Origin of the sequence: Methylobacter luteus IMV-B-3098, from assembly GCF_000427625.1 — a bacterium.
GTDB classification, from domain to species: domain Bacteria; phylum Pseudomonadota; class Gammaproteobacteria; order Methylococcales; family Methylomonadaceae; genus Methylobacter; species Methylobacter luteus.
On the sequence record NZ_KE386569.1, the window covers coordinates 1,281,665 to 1,299,195 of the forward strand.

Genomic DNA, 17,531 nt, shown 5'->3' on the forward strand with positions numbered 1-17,531 from the left:
CTTGGGAGCCGTCCCGCGGTCTGCCACGTAGCGCGCTACGACTGCTACATTACGCTTTCCATGTTAGCGCCCCCTACCCGTTAAGGTGCCAATTGGGGCTGGAGAGGCGTTGCTCACCACTGTCAGTGTCCGCGTGTACAACTGGGCAGCGGTCGGACTGAAGGTGACTCTGAGATTGCAAGCCCTGCCCACGCGAACTGGTGTGCCGCAGGTGCCCAGGGTGACCGTGAACGGCCCAGGCGCCACACTCGCAGAGGTGATGACGAGCGGGTTAGTGCCCGTGTTTCTCACCCGAACGTTGCTGGTGACACTGGCACCGATCCGTATCCCCCTACCGCCGCCGAAAGTTGTGTTGGCGATGGTGGCGGTCGTTGTTGTGGCGGCCGGATCTGGTGGTTGGGCCGTGCCCGTGCCGCTCACTGTGACGCTGAAAGGTGATCCCGCCGCGTTGTGTGCGATAGAGACAGTGGCCGTCTTAGGGACGTCGGAGGTGGGAGAGAACTGCACAGTGACAGTGCAGCTGCCAAGAGGTGCGACAGTGCCACAGTTGTTGCTGGCTAATGAGAACTGTGATGCATCAGCACCGGTTATTGTGACTCCGGATACCACGAGATTGCCGTTCCCGGTGTTGCTGACCGTGATGCTCTGCGGCGCCGAGGTAGTGCCGACGGCCTGATCCCCGAAAGCCAAGACCAGCGAGGCGGGCGTCACTTCGGCGACCGGCGCGATCGCGTCAGCGACGCTGATCGGAGCGGCACGGACATCGCAGGTGTTTCTAAGAGCGCCAGGCGTTGCACAGAAGCTGAGCTGTTCGATATTCCACAAAATATCGGTGCCATCGTTGACGCCACCACCACCACCACCACCACCACCGCCGCCACCGCCACCGCCAGTGTTGTCGCTGACAGTTACGCTGCCATCGGCATTGAGGGTAATGGTGTAATTGACCTGCGGCCCTGAGAACAACGCCGTATCGCAGTTGAGCGGTGTTGCGGCGCCACAGTCAGCGGAGGGAACGGTTGGGGTCAGGATCTCCCGCACAGCCACGATGTTGCCCGGATCGACGAGGCCCGCGAACACGGCTTGTTGCAGGGTCATGCCGTCAGTGCCAGCACCGAAGTTTCTTCCTGTAAGCTCTTTGTTCTCCATGAGGTCGGTAGTGCCGATTTCAGCGCCCGCGCCATCACGAACACTGAGCCGGACATTCAGGTAACGGTCGCCGTCAAGAATGTCATTAGCGCCGCGACCTTCGAGCTGATCACTGCCTTCGCCGCCGAGGAGGATATTGCCCTCGCCCCAGACGAAGTCTCCCTTCAACAGACAAAAGTTGGTCACGGAATTGGCAACGACCGAAGCCAATGGCGTAGCCGTACCTGCAGCCAGTGGCGGAACCAGATCATCGAGGCCGGCGATGCGGTCCAGACCCGCCTGATCGAGCGCGTCACAGCCGATGAAGCCGCCGCCGCCAATCTGACTGGGGATAATATCGTCGCCACGCAGGGTATCGTCAAACTTCCAGCCGGACAGCGCTTCAATTTCATTGTACCGATCGCGAGTTTCGTTCACTGGTGGCGTATTAAGGATCAGCAGAGCCAAATCAGCATTTTGAGGCTGTGGATCTCCCACTCCAACAACCCAGTCATAGCCAGAGCCGCCGGCGTTCTTCTCTACACCAGGGCCGGCCACGCCAATGTCGTCACCACCCTCCATGTCATAGTCGTCATCGCCGCCCTGACCGATCAGGATATCATGGCCAGGCAGGTTAAGGTCATTGAAGAACAAGGTGGAACTGTCACCGATCAGGAGATCTGGCTGGTCGCCTCCCTCTTCCCAATCGTCGCCGCTGTCACCGAAGACGGCATCTATACCCTGCCCGGCAATGGCAAAGTCATCGCCTGGGCCGCTAAAGGTTTCATTGTTATTGCCGCCGCCGTTGGTGAAGTCCTTACCATCGCCGGCCATAATGATGTCATCGCCGATGCCGCCGTCGATGGCGTCGTTGCCGGGACCGCCTTTGAGAATGTCGTTGCCTGCAAAGTCGGTGATAATGTCATTGCCTTCGCCGCCGAGAGCCACGTCGTCTCCGCCGCCGCCTTCGATCCTGTCATTGCCCAGGCCGCCCCAGAAAGTGTCGTTATCGTTGCCGCCGTAGAAGTCATCGGCAAAATCAGTACCGTTGTAGACACTCTGGCCATTGATGCCCACCGGATCGACATCGTTGACCGCCCGGTATCGGATCGTGCCGTCAGGTTCACGAAGCAACAGGAGATTTTCGTTACATTCCGAGGTTGGGTCATCGTTGACCGAGCCAGGGCCGGTGATGTCACTGCCTGTATCCGCAGGGAAAGTAAGGTTGCCAAGCTCGAACTTGCAGTCAGCTGTCGCGAACGGATCAGCCTTCAGGGTGTGCGCAGTAGTATTGCGCATTATCAGCTCAGCAAACGAATTACCCTCAAGCTGGGTCCGCAGGTTCATGCCTGGCGTACGGGCCAGATAGTAGAACCGGTCGCCGTTCTGGAGATCAGTGAGCTGTTTCTCGAACACATAGTTGAAAGTAGGCCCCAGCAGACCGCCAAACAGGTTGGTGTTCTCGGCAAGCCCCCCCATCCAGAGGTCGATATCATCAACACCGGTTTGAGATACGCCATTCGCGTCATTCGCCCAGTTGCCCGTGCTGAACATGAAGTCGGCACTATCCTCCGGTGGGAAGATGTTATCGGCGCTTTCATTTACAGTTGTGTCAGGGTCGTCATCCAGGAAGCCATCCGGTCCGGTCAAAACTGTACCGTTGACGATCTGGTCAGCGGCAGCACGTTTGCCCTCTAAGGTTGTCGCGACAACAATGGTTGAATGTTTGCCATATGCCGCAACGAAGTTAACCAGCGAGGCATGGTGCTTAAGCGCTTGGTCGAAGTCAATCCAGTTTGCATAGGGCGTCAACTGACCATCGTTTGTCGTCGCGAAAATTTGCTTGCGAACGTTATTTAGAGAAGGAATACCCTCACTGCGGGCACGCGCCATATTGATGCTAGGCAGGTCAAGTGGTAGACCCAGCAGGTGGTTACGCATCGTTTCGGTCACGAATTCGTCTATCTCGTTACCCGTCTGATCCGACAACCCCATGAGGATGGCGGTGGCGGCATCACGGGAGTTGATTCTGATACCGTTACCTCCATCGTTGTATGCCGCCGGGTTGAGGAATCCGTCAAACAACGGAATGTCATTGCGCGGCAGCGCGCCGGCAACTACTGATTCAGGCGTGTTTACGCGCGGGATCGTATCGGTCAGCATCGAATGGCCGAAACGGTAAACCGCATGGGCAAACTCAGCCGTAATTGCCGGATTGAGATCCGTCTGGTTGAAGGCGAAGGGTTCGAAAGCGTTAATCGCCGGCTGGACCTTGCGCGCAAACTCCTCGAACACCAGATGCTGATATTCCATTTCAGTGACGAAACGGGCAGCCTGGAACAGACGCTCTTCATAGGTAAAGGTCTTATCCGTCCCTGGGGCAAGATTGACGTTCTTGAAATCCGCCAGCAGTTCGGCATTCTCGGGCCGGGTCAGCACACCATCAGTTGGGCTGGTGAAGTAATCGATCAGACGATTATGCTCGGAGTGGAAAACCTGGTGGACTGCGGTCAGCGCAATATTCTCGTTGCAACGACCGTCGCCGCAGATGAAGTGCTGATCGAGCAGTTCATCATCGTACTCGCCGGCTGCAGCTGGATCAAGGCTGCCGCCAGCTGTGGTATCTGCATCAGGTGCCTTTGGAGCAGTGACAGCTCCCGGATCTGCACTGTGCGCGATATCATTCAGGAATGCCGTTGCGATACGATCCACGTTCGCTGGAGCAGCAACTGGTGCGCTCAGATTGCCCTCGACGAGGCCGGTAGCCGTCACATACTGAGGAAGACCGTTCGGGCCGGGGAGGAAGTTACCGTACTGATCGGCCGCTATCATGGGGATGTCGCTGACGTCCGCGTCGACAAGCTGAAGACCGAGTTTGGTCGCCGCCTGCTCCTTGATCATCGCCCAAGTGGGTAAGCCGCCATCGGTCTGTTCGAGGAACCTGCCTGTCGCAACCGGTTCGCCTTCGGCATTTAGAACATACTCGCGAGTGAAGACCTGATGCGATGAATGTGAGGTGTAAGTCTGGCTTTGATCCACGAACGGGGTATCCGTATTCGGAGCGTTACGGAAACCGTCAGGGCCTTGTTTGATAGTGCCCCGCGTCAGGACCATGAACCGCTGCTGAAGCGGAAGATCATCGGCATTGCCGAAAATGTGGTCCGGGCCGGCGACCAGCGGGTCGTCATTCTTCAACGGGACAAAAACCTGTCCATTGCCGCCATTAGTGATCTTATCGAGGCCGTGATCGAAGAACTGGCCGAAGATTGTAAACAGCGAGTTGAATGGCGGTGAAAGGCCGACATCAGTGGTAACGTTTGGGATAAACAGGGTTTGATGCTCAGGCACGCACCCCTCTGGCAACCCATCGGTGCCTCCTGGAGTTGATGGCTCCGTAGTACACGGAAAAACCCCTTCATTACCCTGAGTTCTAGCCGGAAAGCCTGCCACGTTGACGGCGGCCGGGTTGGTTGAAGTCTGATCAACAATCAAGTTACTTATTATGCGCGGCTGGGAATCGAAAACAAAACCACTGGTCTGGTTGTAGTTTGTGTCACTCCCTGCTCCTGGGAAACCTTGCGGAATCTGGTCAGCTGCCTTATTGAAATTGGGCGTGGTCAAGCGCGGGAATGTCTGATCCGAGGCGCCGAATTTCTCCTGTCCGGCTTGGAGGTTGTTGCAAGTCCCATCTACCGTCCGAAGCCCGAGAGAAAGGAGTGGGCTGCCGATCTGATTAGGCCCGTCGCCTAGCAGCGCTCCGCAAGGGCCTGTTGCCTGTGTGGTATTCGCGGCGTGATACTCAGCGATCTTAATTTGCTGAAGGATATAGGCCAGGTCGGAAGCTGTGACCGTGAAGCCCGAACCGACCTGTGCGGGATCCACTGCGGCAAACGAGGGAGCTACGCCGACATTCGGCATGGCCATGAGCAGCGACATCAGCGCGGCTAAAGTCCTCTTACCTTTTGGGGCAAGTCTTTGTTGAGTTCTGATTAACATTTTCCATTCCCTATAGTGATGGATGGACTAGCCATCTGGAGGCGTCCATGGACGTCAAACTGGATCGCCGGTGGGATTCTGCACAGGTTCTCACTGGACAGAAGTCACCTGGCAACAGCATCGCAGTTAAGCTAAATATAGATGTCATGACTACATACTCCTTACCCAAGATTATTTCAGGTTGAAACATCATTTCCAGCTTCAGCTGAAGGATGTTCCGTTTTTCTCTACAATTCTTGACTACGGCAGTAGGTTATATTTAGATTCAACCTCATACACTACAGTTAACACTGTACTTCAATCTAAGGAAATCCTGTATTTATGAGTTAGGGTATGAGCAAAGATGTAATTTCGATCGGGATGTTTTCTGAATGTAATTTTTGAACGTGTTTTTTTTGCGAAAATGCGGAGAGGCGCTTCCGGCCCGGCAAGAGAAAAAGTGAATGCATTGCTTTGTGGATTTGTGAAGTGCGCTTTATCCAACGCACCGACACTCAATTGTAAAGGTTAACTCTTTTACCACAAGCTCAGCCATACGAGACCTGGACAATAGGGATTTTATAAAGTTCGTAAAAAGCAGGCGCAACACGGAGAATTGCTTGAAATTATCAGACTGGGTCGCTCACGTTGGAAAAGTCAATAATCCAAGCCGAGGAGAAAAAATTGGCTACGATATACTCGCCCGGATTTACCCATTGCCCGACCTCGTCCAATACGGCTGAATCGGAAGTAATTGCCAGTTTATCAGAGCGGATAATGAATTGGTCGGGATTGTTCATTAAAGCGGTCTGCCAGTTCCAGCCCCTGGCTTGAGCCATATCGCGCACCATGACCGCCAGGCGGCCGCTGTTGGAAACGGGCTTGTCAAAAATCCACAGGATGTTTTCCGGTCTGAAAAATTCAAGCGCCTGACCGACAAGAGCGATGGCGTTGCCGGTTTCATGGACCTGCCGGTAAGTGCCATGGATGCTGGCGATGTCGCGGATACAGCCATCCCGGCAACGCAGCACGACGCCGCCGGCCATGATTGTCTCGACCGTGATGATCAGGTTGAGCCCGTCAATGACCAGTTGCCGATCTTTGATGGCCTCAATCGGCAGGCATTTGGCTACTCTCAATTCCCGGCTTTCATCCGAACAGGCCGCCCTGGAAATAGCCAGGCGCTGGCGTTTGAGCAGCTGATAGTGATCGCCTACCAGCTTGATGGCTGAATGCCGGGCATAGCCGCGGTTGAATAACCAGCAAAGATCATAAACCGCCTTGCGCAAACGCAGCAAATGCTCGCCGCTGAATAGCGCTTTATCGCCCAGATGCGCGTTTCGGTGCCTTTGCTCATGCGTATTCATGTTTCGCCGCCCGGCTCATGCTATTGCATCGGCTTTGCGTCCATGTGCTCCTGCCTGCCGGCTATCAGCATGCGCGCCAGCCTGCGCAAGCCTTCCGAGGAAATCTGCAGGCCGAATGGCGCACCCAGGTTCTCAAGCTCATACATGACATCGGTAGCGGCTATGAACGTCAGATATTGCATGCCCTGGATACCGGGCACTTCCCTGGCGACGGTTTTCAGGACAGGCGCCAGACGCTCCCAGGTATCGGTAAAGAATACGCGGACCGGATCGGCACCGCTCGTGCTCTGTCCTTTCAAGCCGGACTGGAAAGCGGCGCGCGAATCAAGCAGAATTTCCATCAAGGTTTCACGCACTTCCTGCGACTGGGTATCATCGGAGGCCTTTTTGATCGCCGACGTCAAAAACTCATCCCATTGCTGCCATGTGGCTGCCCATTGTTGTTGCTCCGCTTCGCTGAAGGCCGGGGCCGGCGCTTGTTTGACCGCCATTTGAGCCGGCGCATCGAAGGCGAGATTGACATTGATGCCGTCATCCTGGGCCTGAATAGTGTTGAATTTCAGCGTGTTCAGCATCTGCTGAAATTCTGCGGCGTTCTCTCTGGGCAAAAACCTGGCCAGCGTTTGCTGAATATCGACACGGGATTCATTCAGATCCACTTTGACGGCTGCGAGTCTGGGCTCGACGACGCGGGTAATCAAATCCTGCAATTTATCAATGGTCAACTGGCGGCCTTGACTGTCATAGGCGTTGGCTCGGGTGACAGGAAAAGTCACGACCGACTGTTCGGCATTCAGGGTCGGTTGCTGGAAGGTCTCCAATACCCCTGCCCAGTCCAGCATGGGCACGCATTGTCCGCCAAATCCGGTCCCGAACCGGGCCTGGACTTCGTTTAACAGCCGGACCTGGCCGTTTTGTCCGCTGACCTGTGGATTGGAAAACTTCAAATAACTGCATCCCTGCTTGTCATTCCAGAGTTGGGCGGTGTGGTCTGCGCCTTTGTAGAGCTGCGTAACCAACGCTTTCTCGATCATGCTGTAATCAATCTGCAGCGGCACAGAGATTTGATTCGCCCAGCCGCTGTTTGAAAAAAGCCCAGAGAGACTGAGCATAATCATTGTGAAATATTTTTTCATGCATTTTTCTCCGGAAAATCAATAGGCGGCAGTTGGCCGCCCTACTCTGGTGCCTTATTGTGTTATATGAGCCGCTGTTCCCTGCCGGGCGGCAACATCGGCTGTTACAGGCTCAGGTTCACTCGGCTCCATAGGCGGATGCTTGGGACGAGTAAACTGGCGACCTATAAACAGGTCGTTGCTAACGACCAGCACATCGCGCAGCCAATCGGCGGATGCCTTACAACCTGCTGAATAAGGTGGTTCCTTGCAGAGATCTACTTTCTGGTCCTTAGTCAGATTAAAATGCAGGCCGGGCAATGGTCGTACCCGCATATCAGGCATTGAGTCGGTGTAGTCCATGATCGTCGGCTCATTGAAATTCAGCAGGTTCAGCACGAATTTGGGCACCTGATAAAGCGGCATGCTGCCGAATTTAACCGGTCCGCGTTTGCCGTCGATAATCAGCATCGGCGTGCTGACATAGAACTTGAACATATCCGGCGTAAAGTCGCTGCGATTGGCCGCAAGCACGCCTGAATCGACATAGCCGGCAAAATTTTCGCCCAGGAAAGGCAGGTGATCGCCGAACAGTACGATAATGCCGTCCGGGTCCCGCTTGCGCATTTCATTGATGAAATCCATCATTTCGCGGGATTTGTAATAGACCGTGTTGGCATAACTCGATACTTCCTCTACCGGAGAAGGCGATGACACTTTATTGGGCCTGTTTTCACTTAAAGGGTAATTCCAATGGCCGAAATAGGTCACGATGTAATCCAGGACAGGCTGATGCGCATCCAGCGAGGGCTGGATTTTCTCCATGACCTGACGGTACAGCGATTCATCGGACAGAAACTCGCGATTCATGTCATCCTGCATAAAATCCTGTAGTGACCAGTAAGTCTGGAATCCGATGCGCCGATAGGCATTCACGCGATTCCAGAATACCGGCACATTGGGATGGGAAGCCATGGTTTTATAACCGTTTTCGGCAAGAATATGCGGCAGACAGGGCACATCGTTCAGCAGCTGGCGCTCGAACTTGACGTTATCCTTGACGACTGGAAACCCGCACAGGACTTCAAATTCCGAATTAGCGGTATAGCCGCCGAATACCGGCGCCATGGCATGAGAATACCCCGCGCTTTTCCAGAGCTTGCGAAATTCCGGCGACAGCGGATTCTGCTTGTACTTGGCCTTCTTCAATTCATTCGGGTCCCAGAAAGACTCCAGCAGGACAATATGCACATTGCGCGGTGTAAACGCTTGCGTGCTGGCGACCTTTTGCGGCACAGTCAATTGCAATTTTTCGGCCGCTTCCTGAGCTATATCCTGATCAGGCACCACGTCAGCCTCGGCAATACGGCGCGCGCTCTCCTGAATGCTGTAAACCGTCGCGCCATGCCATAAGTAGTTGGAACGCTGATCCCATACCGAGTTGCCGAAGAATTTATCGAGGGGACCGACAATAGAATTAGGCTCATAGACCAGAGTAATGCCAAATAGAAACACAGCTACACTAGCTAGATAGGAACTCCAGTGCCGCATGCTGAAGTTGTACAGCAATAAACCGGCGATGGCGGCCAATGGCACAGCCGCGGCAAAAAACCGCCACCCATCAAGAATCAGCAACAGGGAGCGTAGCGCATAAACATCGTCCGGCATGATCGGGCCGCCGAAAAAAGATATCTTTATGGCATTGCCGACATACAGTATGCCCATCACTAGGGCCTGGATCACCAGGAAAATCCACAGGCGTCTTGAAAAAGCGAAGAGTATGTAACCGATGATGACCTGTAGCAGGTAATCGTACGGTATAGCTTTAAAGTGGAATTCTACATCGAACTTAAAAACACTGATTAGATAACACAACGCGTACAACACCGTTGTGGAAATAACGGGTAAAAATCTTAATAACATAGCTATTGAAAAAAATGAGATTCCTGGAAACAGTCAAATATGCTGCTGGTCGAGTTTAGTCTATTATAACCATCCTTACTGCTCGCTGAATCATCTTCATTTATTTTTCATTATTGCCCGCTTCTCTTTATCCGTCATAGAATGCCCGTTTCTTATACTTAATTTTGGGGTTTTCAATGTCAGATACAATTTGGTTCAGAACCGGCGAAGCGACGGTATTTTCCAGCGAAGGTCAAGGCACGGACGCGATGCCTGAGATACTCATAGGCGATGTCAAAGGCCCTGCGGGTCACGCATTCGCCAATCTGATGGGACAAACCGAAGGCCATACGCGTATGTTTGCAATCCGCGCCTGCAACCAGCAGGTACGACCTGCCACTATCATGGTCCCGAAAGTCACGATCAAATCCAGCGCTTATGTGAATTTATTCGGCGGCCCCGTGCAATCGGCCGTGGCCGACGCAGTGCTGGACAGCGTCATAGAAGGCGTTATTCCGGCTGATAAGGCCAACGATCTGTGCATTATCGCGATGCTCTGGATTGCCCCTGAATGCGCGGCGGACCCGGATGTGGATCGCAAGGATTTATACCGCACCAATTATGAAGCCATGAAACTGGCTATTTCGCGCGCCATGAGCAATTCGCCCAGCATTGAAGAGTTGATTGCCAACCGTAATAAAATCGTCCACGAAATGTACGACCCTGAAACTGGCGAGTCTCAGTGGTAATTTTGGATTGATCATTCTGGCTCCCGTCACGCATCGCAGGATGGGAGTCATCTTTATCCGCCAGGTACTGGATAAAGGCAGGATGGATTCCATACCATCAGATTCGGCAGTCGGATGATGCTTGAGTGTTTTTTGCTTAATATCCGCTAGGCAGGATCGGTTCCATACCCTCAAATTCGGCAGTCGGATGATGCTTGAGAATTTTTTTCTTAATATCCTCTATCCGTTCGCGGGGAATATCGATCAGAACGAGCAATTCACCCTTTTCAATAGCTTCCTCAAACTGTTTCAGCTTGGTATTTCCGACATTCATACCCATCAGACCGCCGCCCAGCGAACCAATCGTTGCTCCAGCCATGATGGCGCCCAGTATGGCGCCTCCGGCGATCACAAATCCGGAGAAAGCCAAGCCCGCCAGACCGGCTAATAATCCACCGGTGCCCCCTAAGAGAGCGCCTCGCTCCAAAGCCGGAATAAAATCCGTTTTCTGCAACAGGGAGGCTTCAGGCATATCTTCCAGCGGCGTGTCCCGTTTGGCGAGCACATGGATATGCCGCTCCGGTATACCTTCAGCACGCAGCTCGTCGACAATTTTATGGGTCGTTTCAATATCAGGAACTAAAAAATATATTGTTCTCATGACGTTTCCAACTTGATCAGACGGTAAACGATCCGGATTTCTGTTTTAACGACAATGAAACTGGAACCTAAATCCGCTTATTTTTATTATGATGAATCGGCAATTTTTATCAATTAGTGCGACTACCTAAGCTATCCGTGTGTATTCAATACCGGATAAGACGACGAGACTCTCATGCTCCTTGTAAGGTTCATGGTATATTTAGAGTCTGACTATTTCATCACGAAGCACGTGGAGCAAACGAAGCGTTTGAAATTCAATTACTTGCCACTATTTTCTAATACGATCATGAGGTGCAGGGAGAAAATCCCCTGTCTTTTCTTCGTGAGCTCTGTGGTTTCATGAAATATCCAGGTTAACCGTTAATATCTCCGCTTTATCGCTAATTTATCCGCTTAACAATAGTTGGACCATGAGTAGAATTGAACTTGATGCCTGCGCCCAATGCGATTTGTTATTGAATCCGGCCCGACCTGCCGTGGGTGACAATGCGCGCTGCCCCCGTTGCGGTTATCTGCTTCAGCGTCCGCGCAAACAAAGCATCGAACGTACCTTTGCGCTGTCTGCCGCCGGCCTGATACTGATTTTGCCGGCCAATCTGTTGCCACTGGTTGGTATAAAAGTGCTGGGCAACACGCGCGACGGTACGCTATGGTCCGGCGTGGTGACGTTGTATCAGGAAGATATGTGGGCTGTCGCCATACTGGTGTTTTTATCCAGCATTCTGTTTCCTCTGGCAAATATTGTTTTGTCCCTGCTGGTCAGTGGTCATCTTTATTTTCGGAAGCCGAACCGGTTTTTGCCCCGCTGGATGCGCTGGCTGCAGCATATCGAAGAATGGGCCATGCTGGAGGTTTACACATTGGGCATTATTGTCGCCTGCGTCAAGCTGGCATCAATGGCTGAACTCCGGTTCGGCTTCGGCCTGTATGCCTTTGTTACTTTACTGATTGTTAACGCCATGCTGGCCAGCAGTCTGGATCAATACCTGTTCTGGCGACGCATAGAACAACTGAACCATAGCCACGCCCCATGAAAACTGAAACGAGCGCACTGGCGCAAGGCCTCATTCGCTGCCATGACTGCGGCTATCTGACAAAAATCCCCGCGGCAGGCCGGCCTTCGCATTGCCGGCTTTGCGGCAGTTCTCTGCATGATCGTCTGCCGAACAGCATGCAGCGCACACTGGCGCTGTTGATCAGTGCGTTCCTGCTTTACATTCCGGCCAATATTTACCCGATTATGACGGTCACGCAATTAAGCGCCGGCGAACCGCACACGATCATCGGCGGCATTATCGAACTGATCAAAAGCGATATGGTGCCGATCGCAATGCTGGTCCTGGTTGCCAGCATTCTGGTGCCGTTACTGAAGCTGCTCGGCATCGCCTTGCTGCTGCTTTGCGCGCATTACCGCTGGCAGGTCGATGCCCACAAATGGACGGTCATGTATCGTATTATCGCCTTTGTCGGCCGCTGGTCCATGCTCGATATTTTCATGATTTCCATCCTCGTTTCTCTGGTCGATCTGGGCGGCATTGCCCGCGTTATTGCCGGACCCGCAGCCACGGCATTCGCTGCCGTCGTGGTACTCACGATGTTTGCGGCCAAAAGTTTCGATCCACGTCTCATCTGGGACAGCCAACGCTAACTAAGTATGAATAATCTGAACGACTCTTACCTCGCTACAGACGTAACGCTCAATAAAAAATCCGAATTACCGCTTGTCTGGTTTTTGCCGCTTATTGCGCTGCTGGTCAGCGGCTGGCTGATTTATAAATCGAATAGCGAAAAAGGCCCGGTTATTACGATCTCCTTCCCTACGGCGGAAGGACTGGAAGTCGATAAAACCAAAATCCGCTACCTCGATGTCGAGGTCGGTAAGGTGACGGCCATTTCCATTAACGACGACAACAAAACCATTCGCGTGACGGCGCAGATGAACAGTACGGCCGCCGGCTATCTGAAGGAAAACACCAGTTTCTGGGTGGTACGGCCTCAGGTCGGTCTGGGCGGCGTTTCCGGACTTGGCACACTGCTGTCGGGGCCCTACATAGGCATGAAACCCGGTAATGGCCGCAAACAGGAGCATTTTACCGGGCTCACCACGCCCCCCTTGCTGAAAACCCAGGTCGACGGCAAACAATTCATCCTCGAAACCAACAATCTGGGTTCGATGCGCCCCGGCACGCCGATTAATTTCCACGGCATTATCGTCGGCGAAGTGCTCAGCCATGAGCTGTCCGCTGAGGCCAATGCCATACGCCTGACCGTTTTCATCAATGCCCCTTATGACCAGTTTATAAGAAAAAACACGCGTTTCTGGATAGACAGCGGCGTCGATCTGTCGGCCGGCGCCGACGGCTTTAAAGTCAGGACCGGACCGTTGATCTCCCTGCTGAGCGGCGGCATCGCTTTTCGGGCATCGGCTCAGGATAAAGCCGCCGACACCCAGCCTGAAAACACATTGTTTCCGCTGTACGATACCTATGAGCAATCGACCCAGATCGTCTATGCCAACACGTTGAAATATGTCATGTACTTCAAGGGCTCACTGCGCGGCCTGACCGAAGGCGCGCCGGTACAATTGCGCGGCATCCCGATCGGCAAGGTTACCGGCATCAATCTGGAGATCGACAAAAAAACCGCGGAAATACGCGTGCCGGTCATCGTGGAACTGGAGCCGGACCGCATCAGGGAAGTGAATAATCAACCCGGAATCAGCGATGAAGACGTGATGGATAGATTGATCAAGAAAGGCTTACGCGCGCAGTTACAAACAGGCAGCCTGCTGACCGGACAACTTCTTGTCGATCTTGATTTTTATCCGGACAGCAAAATTATCCAGAGCGCCAACACCACAACTTATCCCCAGTTTCCAACCACGGCCAGCTCTCTGGATCAGTTTACGCATTCGGCCAATATCATCATGGATAAGGTTGCCAAACTGCCGCTGGATAAGCTGACCCAAGACATCGATACCACACTGGTATCCTTGCAGGGTACGTCAAAAGCGGCAACCGACATGCTCAAATCGGCAAAGGGCACGCTTGGCAACGCTGACCATACGATAACCTCTGCTCAACAGGTGTTAAGTACCCTTGAACCCGGCTCCACGGCGCGTTACGAACTGGAACAACTGCTTCGCGAGCTTTCACAGGCGGCGAGTTCGGTCAGGCAACTGTCTGATTATCTGGAACAGCATCCGGATTCATTAATTCACGGCAAGAAAGAGGAATAAATGCGCATGAAAATTTCAAACTGGATATTGACCGGCAGTCTGTTGTTGCTGTCGGCCTGTGCGTCGACGCCACCGACAAATTTTTATGTACTGGAACCTCTAAGCAAGCCCTCGGCATCAGCGACAAGCGCGGCAAAAAAACACCTGATCGGCGTAGGCCCCATTTCTATCCCGGCATTGATTGAACGTCAAAAAATAGTAACCCGAACGGCGGCTAACGGTGTAGAAATCGCCGAATTTCATCAGTGGGCTTCCCCATTGAAAGAAAACATCACTCAGGTATTGACGCATAATCTTTCACTGTTGATGCCTGGCGACGTCGTTCGGTCCTACCCTTGGGGCGCATTCGGCTCGGTCGATTACCGCATTATCGTGGATGTCGTCCGGTTCGATACGCAACCTGGAAAGTTCGCCAATCTGGAAACCAGCTGGGCCATCATGAATGAGAAAAACCATCAAATCCTGACCCATGGCCGCTCCAGAATCGAACAGCCGCTTTCCGATGCGTCGTATACGGGCACGGTGCATGCATTGAGCGCGCTGCTCGGCGAATTCAGCCGGGAATTATCGCAGGCCTTGGTCAAGATAAAATAATCATCCATCAACCCCGGGCCTATTCTTCAATACAGCCTGGTGTATGGGAACAACTTTTCCGGTATGCCTTGATGGAATCGGATGTATCGTTTTCTTATACAAGGCCAGGATGCGTCTGACATAATTCCGGGTTTCTTCATAAGGCGGCACGCCCCGATAGCGTTCGACAGCCTCTTCGCCTGCGTTATAGGCGGCCAGCACCAACTCCACATTGCCCGAGAAATGATGGATCAGCCAGTTCAGATAGGCGGTGCCGCCTTTGATATTCTGAACCGGATTCCACGCATCCTTGACGCCAAAACGCTCGGCAGTAGCCGGAATCAGTTGCATCAGTCCCTGCGCATTTTTGTTGGATAAAGCCTTTTGATTGAACGCCGATTCAGTCTGGATGACAGCCAATACCAATTTGGGATCGATGTCATAAACCGGTGCGATTTCATTGACCCAGGACTCGACAATTTTCCGCTCGGGACTGTTGATAAATGCCTGGGGCAAAACGAATGCCTGAGACGGGATTTGCAGTTTTGGCCGGCAGACTGCGTCATAAAAGGCTTCGGCATCCTGATAATCCTTTACCACGCGCCGGGAATAGGCATCGCCCATATCGGCAGCCCTGAGGTAATACTTGAAGGCTTTTCTACAATCTTTTTTGACGCCGCGACCTTGTTCGTAAGAGGCCGCCAGTTTGCGAATACTGGCCGACGCCCGATCAACTTCGGCCGCATGCGCCCCTACAGAAGAAAGGATTAATAGCCCGGCGATCAACAGTTTGTTCCAACTCATACTACTCTCCGCTCTCTGCTGCACGAGATTGATCCAGGGCATGTGAGATGCCAGACCTGTAATGGTGTTGTTTCTTTATAGCGTTGAGTGTAAGCGCAAAAGAATCACTGACTGATAATTGTGAAATTTACTGACACCCAACTTAGTTGGTGTTTCCAAAATAATGTCATATTCCTTTGACTGATAAATATCTTTGAGTTCATTCTGTAGCGTAAATCATTTAATCCACTTCTGCCTAAGCTTTGGCCTGTTCAAGGCCAGCCACTGAATGGCGAGAATGGGAATGGCGGATTCAATCATACGGTCTTCCAGCATCTGATAGACTTCGTCAAAATAAACGGCGCGCACGAAGATGTCCTCGTTCTCGTGATCCAGGCCATGAATGCCGCCGACATGGGTGCTGTCGACCTTGCCGCAGAATAAGGTAATCCATTCGGAAGAACCGCCGGGCGTGGTGTAAAATTCATTGATCAGCATCAATTCCTGAATTTCACAGCCGGCCTCTTCGATCGATTCCCGGTAAGCGACTTCCTCGGCCGTCTCGCCCTCTTCTATGGCGCCGGCGACAATCTCCAGCATCCAGGCTTTTTCAGGCTGCAAAACGCCGCCCACCCTGAATTGCTCGATCAGCACCACTTTATCGGCATCGGGATCATAGAGCAAAACGGCCACGCAATTGCCGCGCCTGAACAGCTCGCGGTCTATTTCGGCACTCCAGCCGCCGGCGAACAAGGTATGTCTCAAACGGTACTTTTCCAGCCGGAAAAAGCCCTGATAGCCGACTTCCCTGTCAATAATCTCAAATTGTTTTTTCATTCCATCCATCCTGCTACAGGTTATTTTTTATAGGTCACTCTGTAGATAACGCCCAGCTTATCATCGCTTATCAATAGACTGCCGTCCGGCATCTCCAGCACATCCACCGGCCGCCCCAGCACCTTGTCCGCTTTGGTTAACCAGCCGCTGACAAAAGGCTGTTCCAGAACCGGTTTGCCCCGGCTGAATTTTATCAGCGCAACGCGATAACCCTGCGGCTTGGTGCGGTTCCAGGAGCCATGCTCGGCGACAAACAGCTGATTTTTGTACGCGGCCGGAAACTGTTTGCCCTTATAAAAACGCATACCTAAAGCCGCCATATGTGCCTTGATTTTCCAGACTGGCGGAGTGAATTCCTGACATTCTCTATCGCCGGCAAACTCGGGATCCGGTATATCGCCGCCGTGGCAATACGGAAAACCGAAATGCTGGCCTTTAACGGTCCATTTGTTGATCTCTTCGGGAGGCATATCATCGCCCATATAGTCGCGGCCATTATCCGTAAAATACAGTGCTTTCGAAACCGGCTCCCAATCGAAGCCGACAGTATTCCTGATGCCGCGAGCGATAATTTCAGCTCCCGTGCCGTCAGGGTTCAATCGTCCCAAAGAGGCATAAATCTCTTTTGGAGGATTGCAGATATTGCAGGGAGCGCCGACCGCCGTGTAAAGCTTGTTGTCCGGCCCGAAGCGCAGGTACTTCCAGCCGTGATGCTTATCCGATGGCAATTTGTTGTAGATGGTGACTGGCCTGGGCGGATTGTCCAGATGCTGGCTGATATTGTCATAGCGGATAATACGATTGACTTCAGCGACATAAAGCGCGCCATTTTTATAGGCTACGCCATTGGGCATGTTTAAATCCCTATCGATGACGTAACGTTTATCGGCAATGCCGTCACGATTGGTATCCTGCACGGCATAAACATAGCCCTGATCCAGCGTGCCGACAAAAACAGTTCCGTTATCACCTAATGCCAGGGAGCGGGCATTGGGGACATCGTCGGCAAAAATGGATATGCGAAACCCGGGCGGCAACTGTAGTTGCTTGATGACATCCTGATGACGTCCTGATTGTGAAAAAGCCAGTCCGGCGTTAAACAGAAGCAGGCCGGATAACATTATTTTTATAAAAAACATGATGATACCCTCCATAATTAAATTTTTATTTATATTGTCATTCCGGAACTCTATTGAATTAATTTATTCCGTCCCTATATCAA

13 protein-coding genes are annotated in these 17,531 nt (G+C 52.7%); 5 read left to right on the top strand and 8 right to left on the bottom strand.

Annotation, left to right across the window (positions count from 1 at the left end):
* Nucleotides 1-63: 63 nt before the first annotated feature.
* The 4 genes from METLU_RS24820 to METLU_RS0107790 all read right to left on the bottom strand — a co-directional run bounded on the left by METLU_RS24820 (nucleotide 64) and on the right by METLU_RS0107790 (nucleotide 9,508).
* On the bottom strand, nucleotides 64-5,124 hold the full coding sequence (locus METLU_RS24820) for a peroxidase family protein (protein WP_081679048.1): 5,061 nt from the start codon (nucleotides 5,122-5,124) through the stop codon (nucleotides 64-66).
* Between the two features lie 608 nt (nucleotides 5,125-5,732).
* A complete protein-coding gene (locus METLU_RS0107780; protein ID WP_027157725.1) occupies nucleotides 5,733-6,470 on the bottom strand; it encodes a DUF434 domain-containing protein in 738 nt (245 codons plus the stop codon).
* A gap of 20 nt (nucleotides 6,471-6,490) precedes the next feature.
* Entirely contained in the window at nucleotides 6,491-7,606 is a 1,116-nt protein-coding gene (locus METLU_RS0107785; RefSeq protein WP_027157726.1) for a hypothetical protein, read from the bottom strand.
* Between the two features lie 54 nt (nucleotides 7,607-7,660).
* Nucleotides 7,661-9,508, bottom strand: coding sequence for an LTA synthase family protein (locus tag METLU_RS0107790; protein ID WP_027157727.1), 1,848 nt, complete (start codon nucleotides 9,506-9,508; stop codon nucleotides 7,661-7,663).
* A gap of 176 nt (nucleotides 9,509-9,684) precedes the next feature.
* Here METLU_RS0107790 and fae point away from each other — a divergent pair, with 176 nt between their 5' ends.
* Nucleotides 9,685-10,236 (top strand): formaldehyde-activating enzyme, encoded by a 552-nt coding sequence (fae, locus tag METLU_RS0107795; RefSeq protein WP_027157728.1) that lies wholly within the window; start codon nucleotides 9,685-9,687, stop codon nucleotides 10,234-10,236.
* A gap of 136 nt (nucleotides 10,237-10,372) precedes the next feature.
* Here fae and METLU_RS0107800 read toward each other — a convergent pair whose 3' ends face one another.
* Nucleotides 10,373-10,876 carry a hypothetical protein gene (locus tag METLU_RS0107800; RefSeq protein ID WP_027157729.1) on the bottom strand — a complete coding sequence of 168 codons (504 nt, stop codon included), beginning with the start codon at nucleotides 10,874-10,876 and terminating at the stop codon, nucleotides 10,373-10,375.
* Nucleotides 10,877-11,288: 412 nt separating this feature from the next.
* On the opposite strand from METLU_RS0107800, the gene METLU_RS0107805 reads away from it, so the two are divergent.
* Genes METLU_RS0107805 through METLU_RS0107820 form a run of 4 tightly spaced genes read left to right on the top strand, consistent with a single transcriptional unit; the run spans nucleotide 11,289 to nucleotide 14,710 of the window.
* Nucleotides 11,289-11,912: a paraquat-inducible protein A gene (locus METLU_RS0107805; protein WP_027157730.1), complete on the top strand. Its 624-nt coding sequence runs from the start codon at nucleotides 11,289-11,291 to the stop codon at nucleotides 11,910-11,912.
* Complete coding sequence (locus tag METLU_RS0107810; protein WP_027157731.1) at nucleotides 11,909-12,526, top strand: paraquat-inducible protein A; 618 nt, start codon at nucleotides 11,909-11,911, stop codon at nucleotides 12,524-12,526. The genes METLU_RS0107805 and METLU_RS0107810 overlap by 4 nt, the downstream gene beginning before the upstream one ends.
* A gap of 6 nt (nucleotides 12,527-12,532) precedes the next feature.
* Nucleotides 12,533-14,116 carry a PqiB family protein gene (locus tag METLU_RS0107815; protein ID WP_027157732.1) on the top strand — a complete coding sequence of 528 codons (1,584 nt, stop codon included), beginning with the start codon at nucleotides 12,533-12,535 and terminating at the stop codon, nucleotides 14,114-14,116.
* Between the two features lie 6 nt (nucleotides 14,117-14,122).
* Nucleotides 14,123-14,710 carry a PqiC family protein gene (locus METLU_RS0107820; RefSeq protein WP_027157733.1) on the top strand — a complete coding sequence of 196 codons (588 nt, stop codon included), beginning with the start codon at nucleotides 14,123-14,125 and terminating at the stop codon, nucleotides 14,708-14,710.
* Here METLU_RS0107820 and METLU_RS0107825 read toward each other — a convergent pair whose 3' ends face one another.
* The 3 genes from METLU_RS0107825 to METLU_RS0107835 form a co-directional block, all read right to left on the bottom strand.
* A complete protein-coding gene (locus tag METLU_RS0107825) occupies nucleotides 14,711-15,493 on the bottom strand; it encodes a lytic transglycosylase domain-containing protein (RefSeq protein WP_036242939.1) in 783 nt (260 codons plus the stop codon). It abuts the gene before it with no gap.
* A gap of 216 nt (nucleotides 15,494-15,709) precedes the next feature.
* On the bottom strand, nucleotides 15,710-16,309 hold the full coding sequence (locus METLU_RS0107830) for an NUDIX domain-containing protein (protein WP_027157735.1): 600 nt from the start codon (nucleotides 16,307-16,309) through the stop codon (nucleotides 15,710-15,712).
* 20 nt (nucleotides 16,310-16,329) lie between these two features.
* Nucleotides 16,330-17,448 carry a PQQ-dependent sugar dehydrogenase gene (locus METLU_RS0107835; protein ID WP_231383571.1) on the bottom strand — a complete coding sequence of 373 codons (1,119 nt, stop codon included), beginning with the start codon at nucleotides 17,446-17,448 and terminating at the stop codon, nucleotides 16,330-16,332.
* Nucleotides 17,449-17,531: the final 83 nt, after the last annotated feature.